This window comes from Marinobacter sp. VGCF2001, assembly GCF_049943275.1.
In the GTDB taxonomy this organism is placed as follows: domain Bacteria; phylum Pseudomonadota; class Gammaproteobacteria; order Pseudomonadales; family Oleiphilaceae; genus Marinobacter.
On the sequence record NZ_JBNFVX010000009.1, the window covers coordinates 64,566 to 88,338 of the forward strand.

The window sequence follows — 23,773 nt, forward strand, 5'->3', positions numbered from 1 at the left end:
ATCAGCGGATAACCTCAATACGTTTATTCATGGGGTCCAGCTCCAGGGCGCTGGCTTTTGCAAGCGCCGCGTATTTGCCCTCGCCCACGCCGATGGCTGCGGGCAAGCCGAATTCTGCTGCGCGAATGGCCATGTGCGAATTGGCGCCGCCGTACATGGTGATCAAGCCGGCGATGCCGTGACCAAACAACCAGTCGTATCCCGGGTCAGCCTGGGGAATCAGCGCTATCTTGCCGGCCAGTGATTGCAGTTCGCCCTCCGACGCCGTCTGCAGGTCCAGACAGTCCGCCGCTACGCGCTGCTTGCCGACGTAATTGGCCTGGGCTTCTGAATACACGAACGAATAAAAATCCGTATCCGACAGCAACAGCGGTGGCAGTTCGACCATGGCCGTGGCGCTACTGGCATTCGCACCTTCGCTTGCTCGCGCGGCAAGCCAGGCGGCCGTCTGGCCCAGGGATACCGAGCCGTTGCGGAGTGTGGCGAAGTCTTCGATCGGAATCTCGGCAACCTGTTCACGTGCCAGACCATAATCAGCCCCCACGCACGCCAGGGATTCCAACGCCAACGATAAATGCCGGGTGAAAACAAACTTTGCCCTCTCACGCCCTTCGATGGCACCGCGCAAAAACGCTTCAAGCGTGTCGATATCGGAAGGCAACCCCGCCTTAGCCATGGCATCGGCAAATGCCTGCCTCTGAGCATACCAGTTGCTCAGCTCTGGCTCCGGATGCTCGGCGGACGCTTCAGACTCGGCACGCGACACCGCTGGCGCAAGATACTGCTCCGGATTGTCGTCGTAGCGGGCCGAGGTGATGTCATAGGTGCCGGGGCGAAGGTGCCCGTACCGGGCAACCAGCTCTGAGAAATCCAGCTCCTTGCGCGCCACCCCGGCCACATCCTCTGTGAACCGATGAGACACGGTCCGGATAGAATTCATGAATTCATCCGCCGCCACTTGTGAGAGAACTCCGTTGCGGACGGCCGATTTCAGCAAAGTCACGGCCACAAAGCCACTACGGGCCAAGTGGGAGAACACCAGAGTTCCATACCGCCGGCACTCCTCAAGAAGCGCAAATACATGCCCAAGACTGGCAACAGGCTTCTGTTCGAACCGTAGGAACCGCACGTCTACCTCACTCACCAACTGCAGATCTGCGCTGGTTCTGGCAATCGCGCCGGACGTGATGTTCCGCAAACCGGCTTCAAGCTGCGCCACTTCGCTCTGGTGGAACCCCCCCTCACACACAAGGCGATCACGCCAGCGCTCAAAATCCAGCGCCAGGCAGGTGGGTACTACATCAAACTCGACTTTATCGTGCAGGTGCGGGTTCTGTCTGAGCCAGGTCAGATAAAAGTTCACCAGCCGACGGGCCAGATCATCACTGATGGTGGCGGGAATGAACGAATTGAAACTGGCACGGATATCAATGTAGGGATGGCCAGCGAACATATGCAGCAACGGTTGAGGGCGCACATCCCGATAGCCGTACTCCGCGCGCTGAGTAGCCCAGACATCGTCCAGAATCAGATAACGGTATAGGCTGGCAGCCAGGCGCCCCGGCCGGGTTCCGATAATTTCAGCCGGATTCCAGTCCGGCATGACACCAAAGATCGCCTCATCACCAACCACAAACGGCCCGGGCACCTGCAGTTGCCGAAAGCGCTTCACCGCATCGTCTAGCAGGTGCTCACCGTACTCGTTCCGTTCCGGCTCATGCTGAACCGCAATGGGGCGCACCTGAAGTATGTGCACGTGCCCGCCCTCGGTGATGGCGAACTCAATATCCAGCGATTCGAAATCGAGAAGGTCTTCCACTTCCCTGAGCGCCGGGAGCAGACCACTCAGATTCTCCGGCACAGTAAGCTGTTGCTCCGGAGCATTCCGCCTGATCACCAGCGTTTTATGTTCGCGGCTGGAACCACTGGTAATCGATTCCGTACTGCGTGTGGTGTCATCGTAATTGATGACGTAGTACGGCGCGCCTGAGGACAGGGTTTTGGTGAAGGCCACGCCGCTGGCAATGACGTTTTCCAGCATGGGCTGCACCAGCACCTGATTGTCCGGATGGCCATCCGGATATGATGCGATCACTTCCTCGATCGCCGCGCGCAACGCCTGGCCACTCTGACGATCAACATTGAGAATGCTGGTGTAAGCACCCGCGTTCGATACTCCAAAGCCATCCTCTGACAGTGCGCTGCTGCGAACAACCACCTTGTTCTGGCCCGCCAGCGTCAGCCCGATCTGGTTCATCAGGTCCTCTGGGCCCTGCTGCCAGTCTGCAACGGTGAAGCTAACCTGATCTTCTATTCGGCTCCGTGCAACAACGCCTTGCAACCGGTGCAGTGTTTGCGCCTTTGTGCCAAGCACAAAGCGACTCAGATCATCGGCCTCGTTCAATTCCGCCCATTCGCCCGCCACGTCAACCGCCGCAATCTGAAAACCGCGAACCCTCAGATATTCCAGCAATTGCGTCAGATTACCGTTTTTAACCGAGGGCGGAACACTCTCATCCGCCCGGAGGAATCCGGCCACCCTGCCCGTCAGGCGAACCAGGCCAACAAACTCACCGTCTGCCAACTCAGGATCGATATCCCGTCCTAGCCGGGTAACCGCGCCGGCGAACACATTCACCTTCTCGCAGCGGGCGAGATCCTCGTCGGACCGCCCCTCAAAGCGGGACCGCCAGCACGAGTCCACCAACACGGCGATGTCCGCAGAACTGGCGGCAAGTGCTTCTACCGCAGCATCACGGAAGAGGATATCGGCGTATGACACATAGTACGTTAAAGAAGCCTCCAGCGGGGCCTCAAGCAAAGACGCCGCGGCACCGGTGGTTTCCCAGCGCGGATTCACGCTGTAATGGAGTTCAGGGTAGCGGCTGGACACCGCCTCCAGCTGATAGCCCCCGACGAAGTGGACATCAGGCTCCACCGAGCGCATGGCATGTAACAGCCAGTCCAGTACTCTGCGCCGCCCCGTAGCACCGCGCAGAACGCTGTGCTGCTCGCCTTTGAAGGGTTTTCCGGCACCGAGGATAATCAGGCGCGCATCAGAATGATCGTCAGTTCGTTTCACGGGAAAGACCAAAGTAACGGAGTAGGAAAAGAAGAATCAGGCTAGAACTGATCCCCTATAGCGGCAATCGAATCGAGTTTAAGATCGGCATCCTTGAAGTCAAACGTCGACTCGCTCCAATTGCGCACAAAAATGAAATCAAGACCGGCACGCTTGGCCGCCTCTATGTCATAACGACTGTCACCAACAAAAACTGCCGGCTGCTGCATAACGTCTCCCGTTTGAAGCCGACTCAAAATCTCGTCCTTCGTAGCCGGGCTACCGAAAATGCCTCCATCGAACAAATGATCGAGTCCGCGCTTGCGGAAAACGGACCTCAGCTCCTCCTGATCTCCACCCGAGACAATTAGCCATTTCGCGCCCTCGGTCAAATTCCTCAATCGTTCAATGCCGGGAGCCACCGCACAGGATAACAGTCCCTGTTCCACGAACCCTGCATAGTCCGACAATAGATGATTCAGGCCCTCTTGATCAGGGGACTCCTGGCCGAGAATATGAGTTAAAAAACGCTGAAACTTGATGTAACGAGAAACGCCACCGTTATTGACATGATAGTCGACCAATTGTTGCGCATACTTTGAGCCGTAGGGCTCAGCCGCCCGAAAGAAAGCGTCCGTTTTGATTCGGTTCGAGTCCAGAATCACGCCATCGCAGTCGAATACCCAGGTTTTGTAGCTCTTCAGATTCATCATATCTGAACTTGTCCTATTCATAATCCCACCGGCTGTTCGCCAATGAACCGCAGTCTCTGCAACATCGGAATGGCTGAAATATGCACACAACCGAGCTGAGCCGGGAAGGGACTATCCAGCAACATGGCAATAGCAAACCGATGACAACCCGCTCCTGAAAATACCGGCTCCCCCCCCGGGCCCAGGTGCATCAGAACACCGCCTACTTCACGGAAGTTGTCGGGTTTCAACTGGGCTTGCGAGGCAAGATATCCTTGCTGCCGGGACGCAATCCAGATCTGCTCCAGAGTTTCAAACCGCTGGATGACATCCTCACGGGTTCGGCATTTATCGGTAACGCCAGTTGGTGAAACCCGAATCTGGCTCATCATGAACTCAATGGCGCCGGCCTCTTCCCAGGTTTTCCCGTCGCGCCAGTGAGCCCAGCAATAGGTAAGCTTGGGATGACGATCAAACGACTGCTGGAGATCTTCAGGCCAGTCCCGGACGACCCGCCCCGATAATTGCCGCGAGCCCGTTCCCATTCGTTTGGCGAGATCAGCGGCCTCGATATAGCGCGAGCACTGCCGGGGATCTATCCATACCTGTTCCGCATAACGTGGCGCACCTGGCCCATAACGCAAACGATTCAGGGTATCGGTTCTGAGTGCCCGTATCCGATATTTAAGCGCCAAAAAACAACTCCCGGGTTTCTTTCATCATGCGATCCATACCAAACTCCTGAGCAATGTGGGTGCGCAACAGCTCTTTCTCAAAATTGAGCTCTCCGTCAAGGATTTGCCGGATGCCATCCGCCATCGCGTCTACATCGTCAATGTTCACTAAAACACCATAACGTCCATGGTCCAGCAGCTCTTCGCTTCCGGGGACCCTCGTCGAAACAACCGGTACGCCAAGACTCATGGCCTCATTCAGAACGTTTGCCATTCCCTCATTGCGGGAGCAGAGAAGAAAAAGATCAATGCCCCGGAAATACGCGGGCATATCCGCCTGATAGCCCAGAAAATGAATGCGCCCGGATTCCGGACGGGCCTGAATGGCGGCTTTAATCTGGGCCTCAAACTCTCCCTCACCTACGTGCACAACATGAACGTGGCCAGGCAAACGGGCCACCACATCCGGCAAGAGGTCAAACCCTTTTTGCGGACTGAATCGGCCGGCGCACCCGACAATCATGCTGCCTTCCGGGAGGCCTAACGTTTGTTTGATCGAAAGCTGCTCTCCATCAATCGGTGGCAGATCAAAACCGTTGTAAACCCGGCAGACCCGCTCGGGACGGAACAACCGTCGGTGCCGGAGCATGGCATCCCGCAACGAGTTACTGTTCACCATCAAAATGGCGTTCATGATTCGGAAGATCATGAAGAATTTGACAGGGCTTTTGACGCGCCGGGCAATGCCCAGATAGAGGATGACGCGTTCAACACCCGCCAGCTTCGATGAGAGAGAAACCAGCCACCAGTCTTTTTTCAAAACGGAAAAAACCGCGTCCGGCCGGATTCGCTTCAGAAGCCTCACATAGTTCGCGACCACGAACAGGTTAAAATCCCCTCCCCGGGATGCCACCTCTATTACCGTCACGTTTTCAAGATCTTGAAAACGGTCAGCGAAGTAACCTTGCAGCAAGACAACATACACGGCTACCCCCTGCTCCCCCAGAAGCCGGGCCCGCAAGCGAACATTTTTCTCGATACCACCCCAGACTTTAGACGGGCAAAACATAACGGTTTTTTTCATTGATCCTGCCTTGGCCGAGATTCAGGGCGTCTCCGGCCGACCTTGGCCTTATTGCCACTTTTTCCGACGCATATCGCGCTTGGATTCCCGTATTGCAAAACTGAGGTTCTCCAGCTTGTGGGCGAGCCGTAACCAAAAAGATGCTCTCTCCTGGTCGGACAGATGCACGGCGGCCTCCGGACAGCTCCTGATGAACCGATCCAGCTCTCTCGCTTTCTTAAGACGCGAAAAAAAGCGCGGTCGCTTGAGACGGAAATCAATAAACACAACCTGCTCACCATCCATCAGAAAATTGGCACACTGAGCATCCGTTCTCAGGTAACCTGCTCGATGGAGCCTTCTGAGGGCATCAAGAACCAAACCGGCGTCACCGGCTTCTGCCGGCCGGCCGTCAACAAACCGGTAGCAGAGGAAAGCGTCGACCACCACACCCGATTGACGCTTCTCACACGCCAGGACCGGATCGGGCGCAGCGAAGCCCATGGCTTTCATCTTCTGTAGCTGATGGAACGAACGAACCGCATCACTGCCGCGAAAAAAAGTAAGCATCCGCTCCCAACGTCGACCATTGCGGGCGCGAGGAACCTTGAGCATAAGCGCGCCGTTGGCTTCCGTCTCAATCCGGGCGCTCAAGGTCCGGCGATTGTCACGAAACACCCGACTTAAAGTCATCTCGCCCTGTTCAATGACTGACAGCAGAGCCAGACTCTCGGCCTCCCCGAGGTACGAAACCAGTCGCCACGCCCCCTGACGAAAATGGTTTGCCGGTGCTACAGTATTTTCCGGCACGGCCTTGCCTGCGTTTTCAGAGACCATCAGATCAGCGCCTGCTTACGTGCACCATAAGCCTCTTGCAACTGCAACAGGTACTGTTCCAGCCCCATAGCCATAACTGCCTCAAACCGTTCGTCTCCGGATATATGCCCTGCCAACCACAAGCCGTTCAGGGTCCGGAACTGGACCACGGGGTCGTGCGTCTTGATAAAGGACCGCGTGTAGTCGATCGGTTTCTCATCCGGAGCTTTGTAACCTGCGAATCGCCCCGATGACAGCATCATGTCGGTGTTGAATATCTTGAGCGACTCCGGTTCGAATCGCAAAAGGTCAAGAACCGCATTGGGCCCCGCGTTCAGGTGTGTATCCGGCATCAGCCACTGCAACGATGCCAGCTGACGAACGCTATCCAGCTCTTTTGGGAAGAACGACCGCCCCTTGTGATTGTTAAACACGGCCCAGCGCAATGAGGCCAGAACGCCTATGTATGGCATCCGGGACAGCTGCTGTGCCTGTTTGTTGTTGTAGTAGCTGATATCTACCCTTTCACCCTGAGTGGCAGGATCTCTACCGGTATCGCCCCCCCGATAACCAAACTTGATGACCAGATCGTTGGCATCAATTTCTGAGCCGTTCATGGCATTGGTTGCCACCGGCCCCACCAGGGCCAGCTTTTTGCCTTGGAGCTCCTCCCGGAATCCGGCATCCAACGCCGTGTCATCCACGTTGCGATGACGATCCCAGGGCGAGGGTCCTGCACTGAACAGTTGCAGCAGCCAACAGCCCTGATCGAAGCGCGACTGACTCAGCCCTTTGGATTTCATTCGCTTAAGCAGGTCGTTTGCGCGCTGGTAATCCCCCGTTTCGATCGCTGCATAGCATCCCGCTGTGAGCTCGGCAAGTGAAGCTCTGGCTTGCTGGGAACAAATCAGCATTGCCGCAATCGCTTTCTCCCGAAACCGGTTCGCTGGTAAAAAAAGGCCGATACCGAGCCCCAGGCGATACAGGTCGAGCCAGGCTATGGGACTGATCGCCGTGGTAGACAAGTCTGAAATAGCGCGATCGATACTGGTAACAGATTGTCCCGAAAGTGTCCCACAGCGCATCGCACCAACGTCCGTCAGCCGTTGCCACACAGCAAGGAGCTCTGCCGGGGGCGCCTTATAGCCGAAACGTTTGAAGGCAATGGATAACTGCGGGCCACTGACTACCTCAGACTGCTGAGCCTGCTGGTAGGCTTGCTTCAGGATGCCATAGCGCCACCAGCGATCTTTGCGGCGCCTTAAATCTGAAAAAAAAGCCATAACTCTTACGCCACATCAATTCGAGGGATACACAGCCAAAGCCTGGGCCGAAACTTCACTCATCACGATAGAACGCCTTCATGGCAAGTGCGATCTCGTAATCCTCGTACTCATCAATATCTACCCCGGCCATTTTCCCAACCTGATGCATATAAGGGTTAGGTCCCAGGAAATAACCCTCTGCCAGGGTTTGTTCCCGGCTTCTCATATAAAGACCATTGGTCACGCGATAGATATCTGGCAACTCCTGACTGATCGTGTGATTCTTGTCGGCCTGATAATTCAGTGGGCCGTTCTTGTCCCAGAAGTACTCCTTCAACAGATTGACCGAGACCAGGCTGTCATGGCTCTGTTTCTCAACAACGTGCTCAAGGTACAGTTCGAATCCCGAACGGTATTCGGAGGGCGACATCAGTGGGACAACCACTGTGACCCAGGCAAAGTGTTCAGTGGGTATGTCCTGCACAACCCCGGTGATCACTTCGCTAAATGACGCCTGGTGACCAACGCTAAGGTAATCGTTGCGCGGAAGAAACTCGACACCATGAGCCCGAGCGACCTCTTTTACACGTTCGGAGTTCGAACTCAGGAAGATACGATCCGCCTGCTGCACTTTTTTCAATTGGTTGATTTTCCAGTCGAGCAACGTCGTATCGTCGCCGAAGGGAAGGAAGATTTTGTCGCGAACCCGGCTACTGCCTTCGCGAACCGGTATAACAACTGAGATATCTGAAAAGTCAGCCACAAATGTTTCCTTTCATACGCTGGCACGCTTCTGCGAACACATTTACATCCACCGAGTGAGCAATGTAATTGAAGCCGGCAGCCATAAGGTCTTTTGAGCGGGAAATCTGATCACTGAACGCTCCAAGCAAAACCCCTTTGGCCGAAGCTTTCGCCGCAATTTCCTCAATTAGGGCAAGAACTTCCGGCGCGTCAACCTGGCCGGGTAGACCGACGGACTGAGACAGATCATAGGGGCCCACAAACAGCACATCAAAACCGCCAACGTCGAGTATGGCATCCATATTCCGGACGCCTTCAGTGCCCTCAACCTGAAGCACCAGTGTTCGAGTATTCGAGTCGGAGAAGTAGCAGTCTTTCTCCATCGTTCCGTAGCTGGCTGCACGAACGAACCGGCACACTCCCCGCTGCCCCATCGGATGGAATCTCGCGGCTTCAACCGCTTGCCGGGCCTGCTCGGCGGTATTGATATTGGGCACCTGGACACCATCGGCTCCGCTATCCAGAGCACTGCCGATGGCGTGACTATCTACGCCCCGAACCCGAACGATGGAGGCAACCCTCCCAAGCCGGGCGGCCCGCACGTGGTGGTGCAAGGTCTCCAAGCCGCAGGGCCCATGTTCCTGGTCCAGGATAATAAAATCCATTCCGCCAAGACCCGCAGCCTCAACGAAGGCACTGTCCGTGGTCTTGCTGAATAAACCCAGGCACGGGCCATTGTTCAGTTTGCTGTTAAAGTCTGACGTCATTGTTTTCTCCAGAAACCTCAACTCACAAGACCATAAATACTGATGGTCGGTACGCGGTATCGGGTCGGTGTCACACTCCGTAGCGGAAGATGCTCCGGGTGCTGCAGATAGAGTTCAAGAAGTTTCTCCATCTCAACATTTCTTGGATCATCTGCCGAGAACCCGTCAAAACCCGCAAGAGAAATGCGACTAGCGCCGCCACTGGTGGCAATCGCCAGCACGTAAGCAACAACCAGTGAGTTGGGCAGTTGGGCGCTGCTTCCGTTGAATTCAAAGATGTCGCTGGATACCTTGAGCCCAAAATCGAGAATCTCTTTGCCTTCCAAAGACTGCCGTACATCCTCGGGCAGCATTGAATAAGGGGTAATTAACGGCTGCGGAAGGCTCCGGTGAGCATCGCAATCCGCTAACAACCTGACAGGATGGCACGCTGCCCTCGCATCAATCAAAGCATCATTCACCCCACGCTGTGCGTTCAGAGCAAGCACAAACGGCTTGAAAGTCTTGATATAGAGTTCAATGATATCTTTGTGTCGTTCAACGCCGGGACCCGAGCCCAGAACGAGCACTTCTCGCCCCTTGAGGCTGGCATCAGGGCGCCAGCTTCCTGTTAGCTCACCACGGAAAAAGTGCCGCGCGGCCTCGAGGTTGGTAAAGCTGAACCGCTTGCCCCCTTCAACCTTCAGGTGCTCAATGGCCGCCAGAATGTCCTCTTCACTGTAGCGCTGGTCGCTCAGCATTTCCTGGATGTAGGTTGGGTGTATACCGTACTGGCCTGCCAGAAAATAGTAGGGGTTACTTCCCCACTGGTGTTCACTCTTGAGGGGATCAAAATAATTTCGGATAACCGAAAGCAGTGGTGTGATATTAAACTCACGACCACCATCGCCAGACAGGGCCAGCGCGAGATACTCTGTTTTGGTGTTACCCGGCCCACGCCCCATGCCGGTCACGGTCGCGTCCAACCAGGTCACGCCCTCATCCAGCGCTGCCATGGTATTAGCCAGAGCATTTCCCATGTTGTCATGGGTGTGAATTCCCATGGCGCCGCTCCAGTTTTCCCGAAATAGTTTTACCAGGCGACGGGTGTCGTTCGGAGTCATGCTGCCCATCGAGTCAGCAAAATAAAGAACATCCAGAGGATAATTCGATGCCAATCTGCTAAGCCTGCGAATTTCGGCATCGTCTCGATCCGCCACTTGCATCAAATTGAATCCGACCTCATACCCACGATTCTTGAGCCAGGCAGAGGCCTCGAGAGCCGGTTCAAACTCATGAACATGGCAGGCTATTCGCACGAGCGACACTGGAGAATCGCTTGCTGAGACAAAGAGTTGGCCGAGCCGGTTCTCCAGAGAACCCTCACCGCTTACCAGCTCGGAGGCGTTGACCATGACACCAAGCTTCAGGCTTGCCGGAACTCTAAGCGTGCGAATGTACTGGTCCGTGCTGTAAGCGCAACCGCCCTTGAAGCCCTCATTCTTCAGGGACCGCAATCCGAGTTCCACGTAGCCGACGGGAAGCGCTGCCATGGCTTCCAGATAATCATCAATAAGCTCGACCGGAAAGTCCCAGTTGTTGTAATAGCCTCCGTCCCGGAGAGTACAATCCAAAAGAGTCGGGGTATTCAATCTAACCTCCTGGCGGTCGCGAGCTCTGATGCCTGTCTGTCAGAAGCTCCGCGCTCTGCCTGACGAATGATTGCCCAAAGAAAAAGGGGCAGGATAACGTACATCATAACGCCGAGGTTTCGACTGAACATACCCTGGGTAAGGCAAAAAACCACAAAGGACAGAGTAAAAGCGACTCCCCCGAAAGCGCAGGACTTGATCATCGGATCGCCCGAGGACAAATACCGCCAAAACAATACCGTTGGAACTCCAAACACCATGAGCAATGCAACAACAGCCAACACTCCTCCCTTGGCCGCATGATCTACAAACTGATTATGCAGATGCCGGAATGTAAGCAATCCGTTATCAACCTGCCCACTCTCGACAAGCGCCTGGAGCTCGCCATGGAATTCTCTTTCACCGACACCGACAACAGGATGAGCGGAGAACATGAGGGCACCAGCTTTCCACATTTCAAACCTCAAGCCGACCGATGTCTGCACCCGATGCTCCGAGAAGTAGGATTGAGCCTGTGACATAGCTGCATCGACGCGATCACTGACAATCTGCATATTGTTAGCGACTATCCCCAAAGCTGCGACAACGACCAGAGTGGCCGCGAGCAACCTGGGGCGACGGGCGAGTACCTGGCGATAAGTCCAGAATCCCACCAGGGCGATAACGGGAAGAGCCAACCAGCCTCCACGCGTACCCGACAGCAATAGCGCGGCGACACCCCCAATAGCACCACAGCCGTAAAGCAACACCAATCCACGTTGCCTGGCACATCGCGGAAGTTCGGCAAGCAAGCCAACAAAGGAAACCAAGGCGAGAATCAGAGCGCCATTTCCAAAGTAAATGGCATTATCGAAGCTGGAAACCCGGGTTACTCCTGAAACGAACACTTCATAGGCTGCAAACATACCCGACAAGAGAGCACCAATGGCCGCGCCCGTGAATACAGCCTTCACCGGGACACAAACGCGGAGCAACATTGTCAGTATGATCGCCGCTGCGACGAAACGGCTGGGGCGATCGAAACTGGACACATTATCCTGGTGCCATGCAATCAGTATGACGTACAGCACTCCATAAATCAGGAACCCGGAGGCGAAAAGACAATCCCGGGAATCCATGGCCCTTCTGATGTCCGCAGTTCGCCAGACACCAAGAGCAACGAGCAATAAGAGGCCAGGGGCATACCCATATACGGCGGGAACAATCGCCAGCGTCGCTAAATAAAAGAAGACAGCGACCCCGATAAAACGGGAGAGAGCTAGATGGACTGAGGTTCTGAACAATTTCGTTATCCGGGAGTTAGAAAAAGATTGGGCCCTTACACTAAGAAACACCCCTGTCACGATGTCCCGTTATGGTAACCCGAGAGTAGCTGCTGCCATAAATGCTCGACATCCAGGCCCACGCTATCGCCGAGCCTTTTGTCGACTGATCGCTTCAGGCGCTGAAGATTTGCCGTCTGCCAACGTCTGGAGCGCGAATATTTGCGTCGTCGACAGCGATCAAAATCAATGAGATAGGCTTTGCCGTCGGCGATAAGAATGTTGTCGCAGTTCAGATCGACATGATCGAGCCCCCAATTGTGAAAATTGCGGATCATTCGACCTATTTGGATCCATAGATAATCCTTGCTCACTTCGGGGCTATCAGGCCAGTTTACTGCACCAGGAATTCGCTCAACGACGATTGACGCACGATAGAAACAACAGGTGACACGCCGAACCATGGCAGCAACAGCTCGCGGGACAGGAAGCCCAGCTGAACTTAACTGCCGAGTCAACTGATACTCGGAGAAGGAACGTGTCCTCTTGAGACCAAGGTACAGATACGTCCGCTCTATCCACTTCCCGACCAAACCACCACGACGATATTGACGCAAAACGAACTCATCTTCACCCGAGCGGATAAACCATGCGCCACCCCGCCCTCCTGCAGCAACTGAAACCGCATTTTCGCCCCAACTGGAAGGTTCAAACCAACCTGCAGTTACCCCGTCAAACTCAGGCGAGACAAGCAAGTGATGCCGTTCGTTGACATACAGTTTTCCAGAGGAAAATGGCAAGAGAAGACTTCCTTATTTGCAAGGCAAGGCCGTCTGGTTGGAGACGCCGGAAAAACACTACGTTAGAATGGCCCACAGTTTACCAACCAGCCCCTGTCAGCTCTACACGCACTGATTAAAGAATCGCAACGGACAGTAACGTGACGCGCCAAACACAGCTTTCCAGTACTACCTCCATCTGCATCCTCCGCCTCTCTGCCATCGGCGACGTCACTCATGTTATTCCGGTTGTTCTGAGCCTTCAGGCGCAAATACCCGATGTAAAAATCACCTGGATCATTGGCAAGATCGAAGCCAAGCTGATCGGTGATCTCCCCGGCGTTGAGTTCATTGTTTTTGATAAAAAAGCAGGGCGTGTGGGTTATACCGAACTGCGCAAGAAGCTGAAGGGACGAAAGTTCGACGCCCTGCTGCATATGCAAGTGGCGCTTCGCGCCAATCTTGCCGCGGCCTGTATTCCGGCCAAGCTCAAAGTCGGCTACGACAAGGCCCGCAGCAAAGACCTCCACAGCCTGTTCATCAATCGTCGCATTGCCCCCGTGCCGCACCAGCACGTACGGGATTGTCTGGCCAGCTTCCTTGAGCCACTGGGGCTGAATGCCGCGCCCCCGAAATGGACGATTCCGCTGTCCGAATCAGATCACGAATTTGCATGGGCTCATCTGGCCCCGGATAGAAAGAATCTGGTCATCAGCCCCTGCGCCAGCCACACCCTGCGCAACTGGCCTGCGGAGCGCTACGCCCAATTTGCCGACTACGCCATCGAAAACCACGGCATGAACGTTATCCTGGTCGGCAGTCCGGCGGCGTTCGAGGCGGAATACTGCCAGGCCATAGAAAACGGCATGAAACACCGGGCCCACAATATCTGCGGCCAGGATACCCTGAAGCAGCTGACCGCCCTGATGAGCCATGCCGACCTGGTGGTCGCTCCCGACACCGGCCCGGCGCACATTGCCAGTGCCGTCGGCACAGACGTACTGGGCTTATTCGCCGCCAGCAATCCCCATCGCTCAGGACCTTACAATTCACTAGAGTGGTGCGTGAACCGCTACCCGGAGGCACTCCAGAAATATACCGGAAAATCGGTGGACGAAGCGCGCTGGGGTGCGAAAGCGGAATTTGAGGGAGCGATGGAACTCGTCTTCGTGGCCGATGTAACAGCCATGCTGGACAAGTGGGTGGCCAGACATTCTGCATAATTTATCGGCCCTCTCCCCGATGGAGGGGCCGATGCCGGCGAAACCAGCAGGACCCGCCGAAGATGCAAACCAGGCTACTTGCGCGCGGTATAATCCTGGTAAGACTTCTCTTCCACAAACCGTGAACCCAGCGCCAGGTTCACCTCTTTCTTGATCGCGGCGCGTTTATCGTTGGTGACGTAAACAGCCCGCGCCAGCTCAATAAAACGGGGGCCGAAGTCCTGCTCCGCTTCCTGATCGCGGATATCATCCTCAATCACCCAGAGTTCTTCATTAACCGCTTTGAGCTGTTTGCGCAGCTCGGCAATATCATCAGCCTTACCGGCAACCGCGTCGTCCCACGTTTTGCTGAGCTCTTCCAGCTCAAGGCGCACGTTCTTGACCTTTTTCTCGTCCTTGATTCGCTCGGATTTGATTTCAAGAATGGTGATCTTGTCCAGCACTTCCCCAAAAGATACGGGAACCTTGATTACATCTGCCATTGTCTCGCCCTGCTCGTTCGTGAATTCCAAATAACAAAGCCGCCGGTGCCTGTTCAGCGCCGGCGGCCACTTGCTCTTTGCACCGACCAGATCAGCCGTTTACGTGGCTCAGCCACTCGGCGTGCTGATCGAGCTTGCCCTTCACCGCATCAAAGTACATTGCCTGCAACTTCTCGGTTACGGGCCCACGCTTGCCCTCGCCAATCTGACGGCCATCCAGCTCGCGAATCGGCAGAACCTCCGCCGCGGTACCGGTAAAGAAGGCTTCTTCCGCCACATACACTTCGTCACGGGTAATGCGGCGTTCTTTCACCTGCAAACCAAGGTCTCGGGCGAAATCAATGATGGTCGCGCGGGTAATGCCCTCCAGGCAGGACGTCAGTTCCGGCGTGTGCAGAACGCCGTCACGGACAATAAAGATATTCTCGCCGGAGCCTTCCGCCACGTAGCCTTCGTTATCCAGCAGCAGCGCTTCTTCCGCACCGCCGGAGATGGCCTCGTTCAGGGCCAGCATGGAGTTGATGTAATTGCCGTTAGCCTTCGCCTTACACATGGTGATGTTCACATGGTGGCGCGTATAGGAAGAGGTGCGCACTTTGATGCCCAGCTCTTTCGCTTCCGGTGACATATAAGACGGCCAACTCCAGGCGGCCACCATCACGTGCACCTGCAGGTTGTCGGCGCGCAGCCCCATGCCCTCGGAGCCCAAAAACACCATCGGGCGCAAATAGGCTTCATCCAGATTATTCTCGCGCACGGCCGCAAGTTGAGCAGCGTTCAGTTCGTCTTTGCTGAACGGCATTTTCATGTTCAGGATATGGGCAGAACGGAACAGACGATCTGTGTGCTCTTTCAACCGGAAAATCGCAGGGCCGTTGGCGGTGTTGTAAGCCCTCACACCTTCGAAGCAACCCAGGCCATAATGGAGGGTATGGGTGAGGACATGGGTTTTGGCTTCCCGCCAGGGAACCATTTCACCATCCAGCCAGATAAGGCCATCGCGATCAGCCATCGACATTCTGTTCTGCTCCTGAGTAAGCGGTTTTCAAGGAACTGGCATTCTAGCAGCAAATGCTGCCTGAAATAAATTTAGCTTGCTATTCAATCATGATTTTTTGCCACATCTGCTGGATGTAGCTGCGCTCTTCGCTGAACGCCTCAGCTTCAACCTGACTGTTCAGATTCTGCAAGGCCCGCCGATGAATGGTCGACCGCAAGGTGATAAACACCTCCCGCAATCGCTCGGCATCTTCCACGGCCATCACCCCGGCTCGCCCTAACTCTTCCATTTGACGGATGTTATCGCTCCACTGGGTCAGCTCAGGATGTTCCGCGCTCCAGGCAAGCATCAGATACTGCACCATGAACTCCACATCCACGATGCCACCAGGGTCGTGCTTGATATGGAAAACCTCGCTCTTACGGGTTTCGGGGGTGCCGAGGTTACTGCGCATTTTCTCCCGCATATCGACAACCTCCTGCCTGAGCGCAGACTTATCCCGTGAACGACACAGGATTTGATGGCGGATAGCCTCGAATGCCTTGAGGGTGTCCTCGCACCCCGCCACGCCCCTTGCCCGGGCCAGCGCCTGATGCTCCCAGGTCCAGGCGTCCTCCTGCTGATACTTCTCGAAGGCCTGCAGAGTGCTCACCAGAAGACCGGAGTTGCCAGACGGCCGCAAGCGCATATCCACCTCATACAACTGCCCGGAAGGCGTCTGGGTGTTGAGAATGTGGACAATGCGCTGGCCGAGCCGGGTATAGAAAACCGCGTTATCAATGGGCTTGTCGCCATCGGTGGCCAGCTGGGGATCGGCCTGGTGGACAAATACCAGATCCAGATCCGAGGTATACCCCAGCTCAATACCGCCCAGTTTGCCATAACCGATGATGGCAAAATCGGTATCACAGGCGGAGCCATCCGCGCGACGCGGGTATCCATGGCGGCTGACCAGATTGGCAAACGCCACATCCACCACATGGTCGAGCACCACTTCTGCAATCCAGGTCAGATAATCGCTCACTTTCATCAGCGGCAAGGTGCCTTTTAATTCCGAGGCCGCTACCCGCAGCGCGTGAGCCTTTTTGAAATAGCGCAAGGCTTCCATCTGCTCTTCAAGATCTTCGTAGGGAATCCGCAGCATCTGCTGGCGCAGGTCATCCTGTAACGCCTCTTTGGCTGGCGGACTGTAAAGATTTTCAGCGTTCAGCAACTCATCCAGCAGCAGCGGCGTCTCCGCCAGCAGCCGTGCAATCCAGGGACTCTCGCTGCACAACCTGACCAACTGGGTCATGGCACCCGGGTTTTCCATCAACAGAACCATATAAGCGGTCCTGCGCAAAATGGCCTCAACCAGCTGCAAGACCCGGCTCAGGGTTTCCGAAGGATTGTTTACGCCCATCAAGGCATTGAGGAGCAGAGGAACAAACTGGTTCAGCCGCTTGCGCCCCTGGGTTTGCAGGGTTTGAACCGTGCGGCTGTGGCGAAGGTCGGCAAGGCACTGGAGGCTGTCTTTCGGGTTCTCGAACCCATGGCTCTCTAACCACTCCAATGCCGAGTCTTCGTCCATATCGGATAGCCACAACTCATAGCACCCATCATCTACGCCGCCATCGTCCGCTTCACCGTGATCATCAATGGCGATAATGTCCGCGAAGTGACGTGCCACGTTACCCCGATGCGCGTCCAACTCGGCCAGACAATCCTGCCAGGACTCGAACCCCATGATGCGGGCGACGCGCGCGCATGATATGGCGTCATCAGGCAAGATCTGGGTCTGTTTATCCTCCATCCCCTGAAGCGCGTGCTCAAGATTGCGCAGGAACACATAGGCGCTTCTCAGCTCAGAAACCACCTGAGACGGCAGCAACTCCAATACTTCGAGCTCAGCCAGTATCCGCAGTAGCTCACGTTGCTGAAGCTCTCGATCGCGCCCGCCACGGATCAGCTGGAACGCCTGAACCACAAACTCGATTTCTCGAATACCCCCACTGCCCAGCTTGATATTGTTCTCGAGCCCCTTGCGCCGCACTTCCCGGCTGATCATTTCCTTCATGCTGCGCAGTGATTCAAAGGCGCTGAAGTCAATGTATTTGCGATAGACAAACGGCTTCAGGCTCTCCATCAGCACGCGCCCCGCCTTCTGATCACCCGCTACAACTCGGGCTTTCACCATGGCGTAACGTTCCCAGTCCCTACCCTGGTCCTGATAATAGGTCTCCAGCGCAGCGAAGCTCAGCGCCAGGGCGCCGCTTTGCCCATAGGGACGCAGGCGCATATCCACCCGGAAGACAAACCCATCGGCGGTAATCTGGTCCAGCGCCTGAATCAGGCGCTGCCCAAGCCGGATAAAAAACTGCTGGTTATCCAGCGCCCGACGCCCACCGCGGGTCTCTCCCTTGGCGGGAAAGGCAAAAATGAGGTCAATATCCGATGAGACGTTGAGCTCTCGACCTCCCAGCTTACCCATCCCCAGCACCACCATTCGCTGCGGCTTTTCCTGCCCCGTTGCCGGGTCCCGACCATAGGGCGTGCCAAACTCCTCGCAGGCCTGCTGGTAAAGCCAGTTCAGCGCGCCATCAATTGCTGTGTCAGCGAAGGCACTGGTTGCCGCCATGGTCTCTTCAAGATCGGCCCAACGCATCAGGTCCCGCCAGATAATCCGGAACTGCACTTCGCGGCGGTACTGCCGTAATGCCGAATGCAGGGCAGATTCGGAATCCACGACAGCCAGAAAGGTCTGCCAGCGCGCTTGCAGCCAGGCTTCTGTGGTGGGTTCTGTTAACGGACGATCAACGATCGCTGGATGAATCTGCCCGGAATGACGCTCCAGAGCCTGCCGGATAAACAGGCTGCGGGCGATGGCTTCAGCCACATCCGGCCGGGTCACGCCCCCGCGGGCAAGCCAATCGGGCACGCCTTGCGGGAATACCGCGGGCCAGCACCCGGAAACATCCTTCGAAAGTGCCGCCGGCAATGAATCCCAAGGCTCAGACATAACGCAACCCTCTGTCTCTCTGATATATTTCAGGTACTGTATAACGAACTCGCCAAGGACTGAACAGGCACCTGCTCCCTATGATGCGAAACAAACGCCCCCTCAACCCGGAGCACACCCAATCCCACCTTCCCATGGGCGGGCTGATCCGCAGCCGCATCAAGCGACTCTTCCTCATACTTGGCTCCTTGATAGCCACACAGATCCTCGTTCTGTGGGCGGTCGAACCGCTGTCATTCTTCGAGGCTGTCTGGCTGACCATGACCACCCTGGTGACGGTGGGGTACGGTGATTACTCACCGGTCACCGCCATCGGGCGCATCAGCACCATCGCCTTGATGTTTGTCTCCGCCATTACCTTGTTAACCCTGATTGTAAGCGACTACATCGAATACCGTTTCTATCGCAGAGAACGCATACTGACCGGACGCTGGATTTATAAAATGAAAGACCACATTGTCATTATCAATACCCCCCGCAGCGGTGGCGAACAGTATTTCATGCGCTTTGCCTCGCAGATTCGCTCGGTTCCCGAGTACCACATGGTGCCAATCATGCTGCTTACCCGGCAGTTCCCGGGCGGGCTGCCCGTCGAACTGGCCGACTGCGGGGTCGTCCACTTCCACGGCTCCGGCAATGACCCGGAAGCCCTCAAATCCGTGCACGCAGGCAGCGCCAAACACATCATTGTGCTGGCGGCCGATGAATCCGATACGTTTTCCGACAGCCTCACTTTCGACATTGCCCACCGGCTGAGCGAATCCAACCTCGGGGCACGCACCACGGTGGAATGTGTCAGCGACCATAATCGCAGCCGCTTCAAGGCGCTCGGCGTGCGCACCACCATCAGGCCGGTCCGAACCTATCCGGAAATCATGGTGCGCGCCGTCGTGGCTCCCGGCTCAGAGAAAGTTCTGGAAGATATGTTCAATTATGAGCGGGATCATCCGCACCGATACGATCTGCCCCTGGACGACCTGACCTGGGCCGACATTGTCAGTGCCCTGATACGTCACGGCATCGGAACGGCATTGGCGTACATTGACCACGACAACGAGGTGATCTGCCACCCGGATACCAATGCGGAAGTTGAGGGTAAGGGGTTAATTGTTCTGGTTCGCTCCAGCGAGACGCCGGAGGTCTCCGTTGTGGAGGAAGCCCTCGACCGGTATCGGGAATTCCTGGTGCGTTGGCGGGAAATGCACGAGGAGAACCAGAAAGCTTCCAGTTCTCAGACCGACAACGACAATTCAGTCGCTGGCGGCGAGTAATAGCTGCAGCTGGCCAAAACCGGGGTAGCGCTCCAGCAGCTCAGGCACCGTGAGACCGCTGCCCAACGCCTGCGCAATCGGCCGCCATAGGGATGAGAGAGACGACTTTTCGGCAATGTCATCAATCTTCGCCAGCGATGACGGCGGCAAACGCACAATCTCATCGGTGAGCCAGGCCAGACTCACGTGATGCAGAAAGGCTACCGTATTCAACGGGGCCTCAGGCACAGCCATAGACGGTTGATGGATCCGGGCGAGAAAATAGCCTTGCTCCGCTTTACTCACCAGGTTTAGAAACACCGGAACAACTTGCGCCAGCGCGGTGGCCGTTTCAAGCAGCTTTCCGGCTGCCCCGGCCTTGAGCTCGAACTCTACCTCGTGCAACGGCCTTGTTTTTGACCCACTGATCACCGCTCCGGCATCCACCGCTACCTCGATGACCGTCGCCCCTTGCTCCAGCATAATAATGCGGCGCTGGAAGTTGGTCTCGAACACCAACTGCAACTCACTGAGGTCAATCTGATCACTCAGAGGCGTTTGTTCCAGAAGTGCCAGGTCCAGCTCGGGGCCCTGCAGATCCCACTCCCATTCCTGCCGGCGATGGGCGCCATTAACAAATTCGCCCTGGGTTTTCAGGGTCTGGATATAACGATCCCCCGCCTGGCGCACCCGTAAGGCCGCGCGGGCCTGGTTCAGCGCAGCATTCGGAGTATCGTAATAGCGATTCACCAGAGTTTTGACCGGACCCTCGCTGGCCTCTGCCCGGGCCCTGAGCCAATCAAAGGCTTCCGCCTGAGCCGGTTCAGAAAGGGTCAGTTTTATTTCCAGCTCTGTAGCCACACGCTTGCTCCCGGCAATGATTCATTCACAAAAAGAAAAGCCGGTGACAAAGTCACCGGCTTTCATTACTACTGGATTAGCCTATCGGCTGATCAGAAGTAGTAGACAGCACCGATAGCAGCGATGGACTGCTCGTCGCCTGCACCTGCAGTCGGCTCATCTTCAATGACGTAAACGTCCTCATCGGCATTGCTCAGATAGCCTTCAACATACACGTACATATGGTCGGAAACGTTGTGCAACGCTTGCAAAATGATGGTGTCGTTTTTGTCGCCAGAGTCGTCATCGTCATTAATCTGGTAAGACAGCGCGAACTGGTTTTTACCCAGAGTGTATACACCCATCAGGCCCAGTACATCTGCAACGTCCTTACGAGTCTCGTAAGAACCGGTCAGGCGCAAGTTGTCCAAGTTGTAGCTGGCACGCAGACCGTAGGAGTTCTCGTTGTTGCCATTACCGTTGTCGTTGGAGTCAACCGCAAACGCCAGCTCAAGCGCGTCTACTTCGTACATCGCCGCCAGCTGATAAGGGAAGGACTTGTCGCCGCCCTTGGTGTCGTTATCGCCGTTGAACTGAACAGCTGCACCCAGAGTCAGACCACCAAAGCTCGGTGACAGATACTGAACCAGGTCGCCTTCGCCGGTGTCGTAGTTGAAACCGATGTCAGAGCCAACTTCGTGGAACTGGGCTACTTCGTCAACCGCACTCTCATACATTGAGTCGTCAGAACCGACCCACAGCTGACCAAAGCTGTCGCCTTTGATCCCGATATAAGCTTCATCCAGGCCATCGATGCCGTTGCTGCCGCTCTTATCATCAGCGTTGATGCCTTCCAGCTCCAACTTGAAAAAGCCAGTAATGCCCGGAGCAACTTGGTGGTCGTGCTTGATACCCAGCGTGGTGCCGTTATCGAAGTGCTTAACTTCAGAGCCGCCGCCGTCTACGTTGGTGTGGGTGATGGCGTACTGAATGTTACCGTAAACTGTCGGCATGGAATCCATCTTGGCCGCCAGCTCGGAAGCAGACAGAGTGGACTGTGCCATGGCAGCGCCAGAGAAGGTTGCAGCTGCGATAGCAGAAGCAAGGATCGTTTTTTTCATGTTGCGTCTTCCTTTTTGAGTTAACTCAGGTTTTCGACGGGTTTGAATCCCGATTTTTATTAGCAGGCAACGCCCTACGCCTTGCCCGCCGGGTTTCTGTCTGCCCCCTGAAATTCCTTTGGGAACAGCTTTTCTTCTTTTTATGAGGCAAGCCTGCTTGCCTTAAATCTCAATCACTTACACAGCCACATTAAAGCTCTGTGTGATGAACTTGTTTTAATACACTGTCCTGATTTTTGCAAATTTTTAACGGTTATTTTTTAGCCCGGTTTGGATTGGTAATCCAGGTACTTAGATCACTCCGAGCTAACACCACACTGACTACTGACAACCAAATTCAGGGCCAAACCAGCAAAAAAATCGCAAAAACAACCAATTACACTAAGCTTGGATGCATCCCAAGCGCAAACCCTGAAACAATACCCCAATTCACGCACTTTCGTGAGGCACGACTGACAACTGCGTCACATTTTTGTGCACTAGCCTCTTCGACCAGACTCAAGCAGGAACGTCACCGGGCCGTCGTTAACCAGGGCCACTTTCATATCGGCGCCAAAGCAACCGGCTCCCACACGCTCATCACCCAGTTCGTTACAAGCTTCATCGGTAAAGGCGCTGTACAACTCGTTCGCCAACTCCGGTGCGGCAGCCAGAGAGAAGCCGGGCCGGGTACCTGAAGATGTATCAGCAGCAAGCGTGAACTGGGGAACCACGAGCAATGAACCGCCAGAATCGACAACGTTAACGTTCATTCGACCCTGCGCGTCCGGGAAGATCCGGTATGAGAGGATTTTGCGGCACAAGTCCTTTGCCTCATTCAATGTGTCGCCACGTTCGACACCGAGCAGCAGCAACAACCCTGAACCGATACGGGCAATCGTTTCACCCTCTACGGCTACACTGGCTTCGGAAACGCGCTGAATCAGTCCTTTCATTCAAACCCTGGAGCGTTGACACCTGAGGTTAACTATTTGAAACCCCAAAAGTGTATAGAGCCTGTCAGACCTCCGCAACCCCGCGAGATCAATAAAAAGTCGCATTCTCACCCAGCGGACGGAAGGCTTTTTGCTGCAACAGCCTCAACGCCTCGCATCAGGGCATCCACGATGGCTGGCTCGGATGCTGAGTGGCCCGCGTCGCGGATCACCTGCAGTTCCGCCTCCGGCCACGCCCTGCTCAGAGCCAGGGCATTATCCAGCGGGCACACCATGTCGTAGCGACCATGAACAATAATGCCCGGGATATGTTTCAGCTTTGTTGCATTGCGAACGATCTGATCGGGCTCAAGAAAGGCGTTGTTCATAAAGTAGTGGCACTCGATCCTTGCCAGGGCAATAGCCACGTGGGGATGCCCGAAATGCTCGACCACCTTGGCATTGGGTTGCAGCGTTGCGCATCGCCCCTCCCAGATTGACCAGGCTTTTGCGGCCTGTATCTGCTCCAACTCGTTTGGGCTGGTTAAGCGGCGATAATAGGCCGATACCATGTCAGCCCGTTCTGCTTCGGGAATGGGGGCAAGATAATCCTGCCAGTAATCCGGGAACACCCGGCTGGCGCCGTCCTGGTAAAACCACTGAATGTCTTGCGGCCGGCACAGGAAGATACCCCGCAACACCAATCCCAGCACCCTGTCCGGATAGGTTTCGGCGTAAACCAGGCTCAGGGTGGAACCCCAGCTGCCGCCGAACAACAGCCAACGATCGATACCGAGAAAGTTCCGGACAGCCTCCAGGTCTTCTACCAGTTTATCGGTGCTGTTGCCCTCCAGCTCGGCCAGCGGCGTTGAACGGCCCGCCCCTCGCTGGTCCAGCAGAATAATCCGAAACCGCTCGGCATCGAAAAAGCGACGATGATAATCCTCGCACCCACCGCCGGGACCACCGTGCACAACAATAACCGGGACACCTTCCGGGTTACCGGATTCTTCCAGATACAACTCATGAGGATGATCGACCGCCAGCCGGTGGCGCGCGTAGGGCTCAATGTCGGGATACAGGGTCAGCATGGGAAACTCCGTTTCAGGGATAACGGCAGTTTAGCTGAGACAGGCGGGGAAAACACAAGAGCCGCAGAATCTCACGAAAGCCCAGGGGGCTTTCCCGAAA

At 55.6% G+C, this 23,773-nt stretch carries 20 protein-coding genes; 2 read left to right on the top strand and 18 right to left on the bottom strand.

Annotated elements, in window-relative coordinates; translation table 11 throughout:
• Nucleotide 1 precedes the first annotated feature (1 nt).
• From ACP2AU_RS10485 to ACP2AU_RS10535, 11 genes are read right to left on the bottom strand one after another with little or no spacing between them, the layout of a single operon-like run.
• Nucleotides 2-3,082, bottom strand: a complete 3,081-nt coding sequence (locus ACP2AU_RS10485) for a PEP/pyruvate-binding domain-containing protein (RefSeq protein WP_426376091.1) — start codon at nucleotides 3,080-3,082, stop codon at nucleotides 2-4.
• A 41-nt stretch (nucleotides 3,083-3,123) separates the two neighbouring features.
• Complete coding sequence (locus ACP2AU_RS10490) at nucleotides 3,124-3,774, bottom strand: HAD family hydrolase (RefSeq protein ID WP_426376092.1); 651 nt, start codon at nucleotides 3,772-3,774, stop codon at nucleotides 3,124-3,126.
• Nucleotides 3,775-3,791: 17 nt separating this feature from the next.
• The gene (locus tag ACP2AU_RS10495; protein WP_426376093.1) at nucleotides 3,792-4,448 is read right to left on the bottom strand and encodes a hypothetical protein; all 657 of its coding nucleotides are present in this window, start codon (nucleotides 4,446-4,448) and stop codon (nucleotides 3,792-3,794) included.
• Nucleotides 4,438-5,511 carry a glycosyltransferase gene (locus ACP2AU_RS10500; RefSeq protein WP_426376094.1) on the bottom strand — a complete coding sequence of 358 codons (1,074 nt, stop codon included), beginning with the start codon at nucleotides 5,509-5,511 and terminating at the stop codon, nucleotides 4,438-4,440. The genes ACP2AU_RS10495 and ACP2AU_RS10500 overlap by 11 nt, the downstream gene beginning before the upstream one ends.
• Before the next feature lie 48 nt (nucleotides 5,512-5,559).
• Nucleotides 5,560-6,327, bottom strand: coding sequence for a lipopolysaccharide core heptose(II) kinase RfaY (locus tag ACP2AU_RS10505; protein WP_426376095.1), 768 nt, complete (start codon nucleotides 6,325-6,327; stop codon nucleotides 5,560-5,562).
• Complete coding sequence (locus ACP2AU_RS10510; RefSeq protein ID WP_426376096.1) at nucleotides 6,327-7,589, bottom strand: hypothetical protein; 1,263 nt, start codon at nucleotides 7,587-7,589, stop codon at nucleotides 6,327-6,329. Before ACP2AU_RS10510 ends, ACP2AU_RS10505 begins: the two co-directional genes overlap by 1 nt.
• 55 nt (nucleotides 7,590-7,644) lie before the next feature.
• Entirely contained in the window at nucleotides 7,645-8,334 is a 690-nt protein-coding gene (locus ACP2AU_RS10515; protein ID WP_426376097.1) for a cytidylyltransferase domain-containing protein, read from the bottom strand.
• Nucleotides 8,327-9,082 carry an HpcH/HpaI aldolase family protein gene (locus ACP2AU_RS10520; protein WP_426376098.1) on the bottom strand — a complete coding sequence of 252 codons (756 nt, stop codon included), beginning with the start codon at nucleotides 9,080-9,082 and terminating at the stop codon, nucleotides 8,327-8,329. Before ACP2AU_RS10520 ends, ACP2AU_RS10515 begins: the two co-directional genes overlap by 8 nt.
• Before the next feature lie 17 nt (nucleotides 9,083-9,099).
• The gene (locus tag ACP2AU_RS10525) at nucleotides 9,100-10,713 is read right to left on the bottom strand and encodes an aldolase catalytic domain-containing protein (RefSeq protein ID WP_426376099.1); all 1,614 of its coding nucleotides are present in this window, start codon (nucleotides 10,711-10,713) and stop codon (nucleotides 9,100-9,102) included.
• Entirely contained in the window at nucleotides 10,710-11,996 is a 1,287-nt protein-coding gene (locus ACP2AU_RS10530; protein ID WP_426376100.1) for an O-antigen ligase family protein, read from the bottom strand. The genes ACP2AU_RS10525 and ACP2AU_RS10530 overlap by 4 nt, the downstream gene beginning before the upstream one ends.
• Nucleotides 11,997-12,052: 56 nt before the next feature.
• Nucleotides 12,053-12,775: a 3-deoxy-D-manno-octulosonic acid kinase gene (locus tag ACP2AU_RS10535; protein WP_426376101.1), complete on the bottom strand. Its 723-nt coding sequence runs from the start codon at nucleotides 12,773-12,775 to the stop codon at nucleotides 12,053-12,055.
• A 140-nt stretch (nucleotides 12,776-12,915) separates the two neighbouring features.
• Between ACP2AU_RS10535 and ACP2AU_RS10540 the strand changes: the two genes are divergently transcribed.
• Nucleotides 12,916-13,977, top strand: coding sequence for a glycosyltransferase family 9 protein (locus tag ACP2AU_RS10540; protein WP_426376102.1), 1,062 nt, complete (start codon nucleotides 12,916-12,918; stop codon nucleotides 13,975-13,977).
• A gap of 74 nt (nucleotides 13,978-14,051) precedes the next feature.
• Here the strand turns inward: ACP2AU_RS10540 and ACP2AU_RS10545 are convergent, their stop codons facing one another.
• The 3 genes from ACP2AU_RS10545 to glnE form a co-directional block, all read right to left on the bottom strand.
• Nucleotides 14,052-14,459 (bottom strand): DUF6165 family protein, encoded by a 408-nt coding sequence (locus ACP2AU_RS10545; protein ID WP_426376104.1) that lies wholly within the window; start codon nucleotides 14,457-14,459, stop codon nucleotides 14,052-14,054.
• Between the two features lie 91 nt (nucleotides 14,460-14,550).
• On the bottom strand, nucleotides 14,551-15,477 hold the full coding sequence (locus ACP2AU_RS10550) for a branched-chain amino acid transaminase (protein ID WP_426376105.1): 927 nt from the start codon (nucleotides 15,475-15,477) through the stop codon (nucleotides 14,551-14,553).
• Nucleotides 15,478-15,556: 79 nt separating this feature from the next.
• Nucleotides 15,557-18,457 (bottom strand): bifunctional [glutamate--ammonia ligase]-adenylyl-L-tyrosine phosphorylase/[glutamate--ammonia-ligase] adenylyltransferase, encoded by a 2,901-nt coding sequence (glnE, locus tag ACP2AU_RS10555; RefSeq protein WP_426376106.1) that lies wholly within the window; start codon nucleotides 18,455-18,457, stop codon nucleotides 15,557-15,559.
• A gap of 80 nt (nucleotides 18,458-18,537) precedes the next feature.
• Here glnE and ACP2AU_RS10560 point away from each other — a divergent pair, with 80 nt between their 5' ends.
• Entirely contained in the window at nucleotides 18,538-19,728 is a 1,191-nt protein-coding gene (locus tag ACP2AU_RS10560; protein WP_426376108.1) for an ion channel, read from the top strand.
• On the opposite strand, the gene ACP2AU_RS10565 is transcribed toward ACP2AU_RS10560, so the two are convergent.
• From ACP2AU_RS10565 to pip, 4 genes are all read right to left on the bottom strand, one after another.
• Nucleotides 19,708-20,568, bottom strand: a complete 861-nt coding sequence (locus ACP2AU_RS10565; RefSeq protein ID WP_426376109.1) for a CYTH domain-containing protein — start codon at nucleotides 20,566-20,568, stop codon at nucleotides 19,708-19,710. The genes ACP2AU_RS10560 and ACP2AU_RS10565 overlap by 21 nt on opposite strands.
• A gap of 92 nt (nucleotides 20,569-20,660) precedes the next feature.
• The gene (locus tag ACP2AU_RS10570; RefSeq protein ID WP_426376110.1) at nucleotides 20,661-21,668 is read right to left on the bottom strand and encodes a porin; all 1,008 of its coding nucleotides are present in this window, start codon (nucleotides 21,666-21,668) and stop codon (nucleotides 20,661-20,663) included.
• 479 nt (nucleotides 21,669-22,147) lie between these two features.
• Nucleotides 22,148-22,603: a D-aminoacyl-tRNA deacylase gene (dtd, locus tag ACP2AU_RS10575; protein ID WP_426376112.1), complete on the bottom strand. Its 456-nt coding sequence runs from the start codon at nucleotides 22,601-22,603 to the stop codon at nucleotides 22,148-22,150.
• A gap of 107 nt (nucleotides 22,604-22,710) precedes the next feature.
• Nucleotides 22,711-23,673 (bottom strand): prolyl aminopeptidase, encoded by a 963-nt coding sequence (gene pip, locus ACP2AU_RS10580; RefSeq protein ID WP_426376114.1) that lies wholly within the window; start codon nucleotides 23,671-23,673, stop codon nucleotides 22,711-22,713.
• Nucleotides 23,674-23,773 lie beyond the last annotated feature (100 nt).

Bases quoted from the DNA above. Each gene is read 5' to 3' on its own strand.
- ACP2AU_RS10490 (WP_426376092.1), bottom strand. From the start codon at position 3,774: ATGATGAATCTGAAGAGCTACAAAACCTGGGTATTCGACTGCGATGGC.
- ACP2AU_RS10500 (WP_426376094.1), bottom strand. From the start codon at position 5,511: ATGAAAAAAACCGTTATGTTTTGCCCGTCTAAAGTCTGGGGTGGTATC.
- ACP2AU_RS10505 (WP_426376095.1), bottom strand. From the start codon at position 6,327: ATGGTCTCTGAAAACGCAGGCAAGGCCGTGCCGGAAAATACTGTAGCA.
- ACP2AU_RS10510 (WP_426376096.1), bottom strand. From the start codon at position 7,589: ATGGCTTTTTTTTCAGATTTAAGGCGCCGCAAAGATCGCTGGTGGCGC.
- ACP2AU_RS10520 (WP_426376098.1), bottom strand. From the start codon at position 9,082: ATGACGTCAGACTTTAACAGCAAACTGAACAATGGCCCGTGCCTGGGT.
- ACP2AU_RS10545 (WP_426376104.1), bottom strand. From the start codon at position 14,459: ATGGCAGATGTAATCAAGGTTCCCGTATCTTTTGGGGAAGTGCTGGAC.
- ACP2AU_RS10550 (WP_426376105.1), bottom strand. From the start codon at position 15,477: ATGTCGATGGCTGATCGCGATGGCCTTATCTGGCTGGATGGTGAAATG.
- glnE (WP_426376106.1), bottom strand. From the start codon at position 18,457: ATGTCTGAGCCTTGGGATTCATTGCCGGCGGCACTTTCGAAGGATGTT.
- ACP2AU_RS10560 (WP_426376108.1), top strand. From the start codon at position 18,538: ATGATGCGAAACAAACGCCCCCTCAACCCGGAGCACACCCAATCCCAC.
- ACP2AU_RS10570 (WP_426376110.1), bottom strand. From the start codon at position 21,668: ATGAAAAAAACGATCCTTGCTTCTGCTATCGCAGCTGCAACCTTCTCT.
- dtd (WP_426376112.1), bottom strand. From the start codon at position 22,603: ATGAAAGGACTGATTCAGCGCGTTTCCGAAGCCAGTGTAGCCGTAGAG.
- pip (WP_426376114.1), bottom strand. From the start codon at position 23,673: ATGCTGACCCTGTATCCCGACATTGAGCCCTACGCGCGCCACCGGCTG.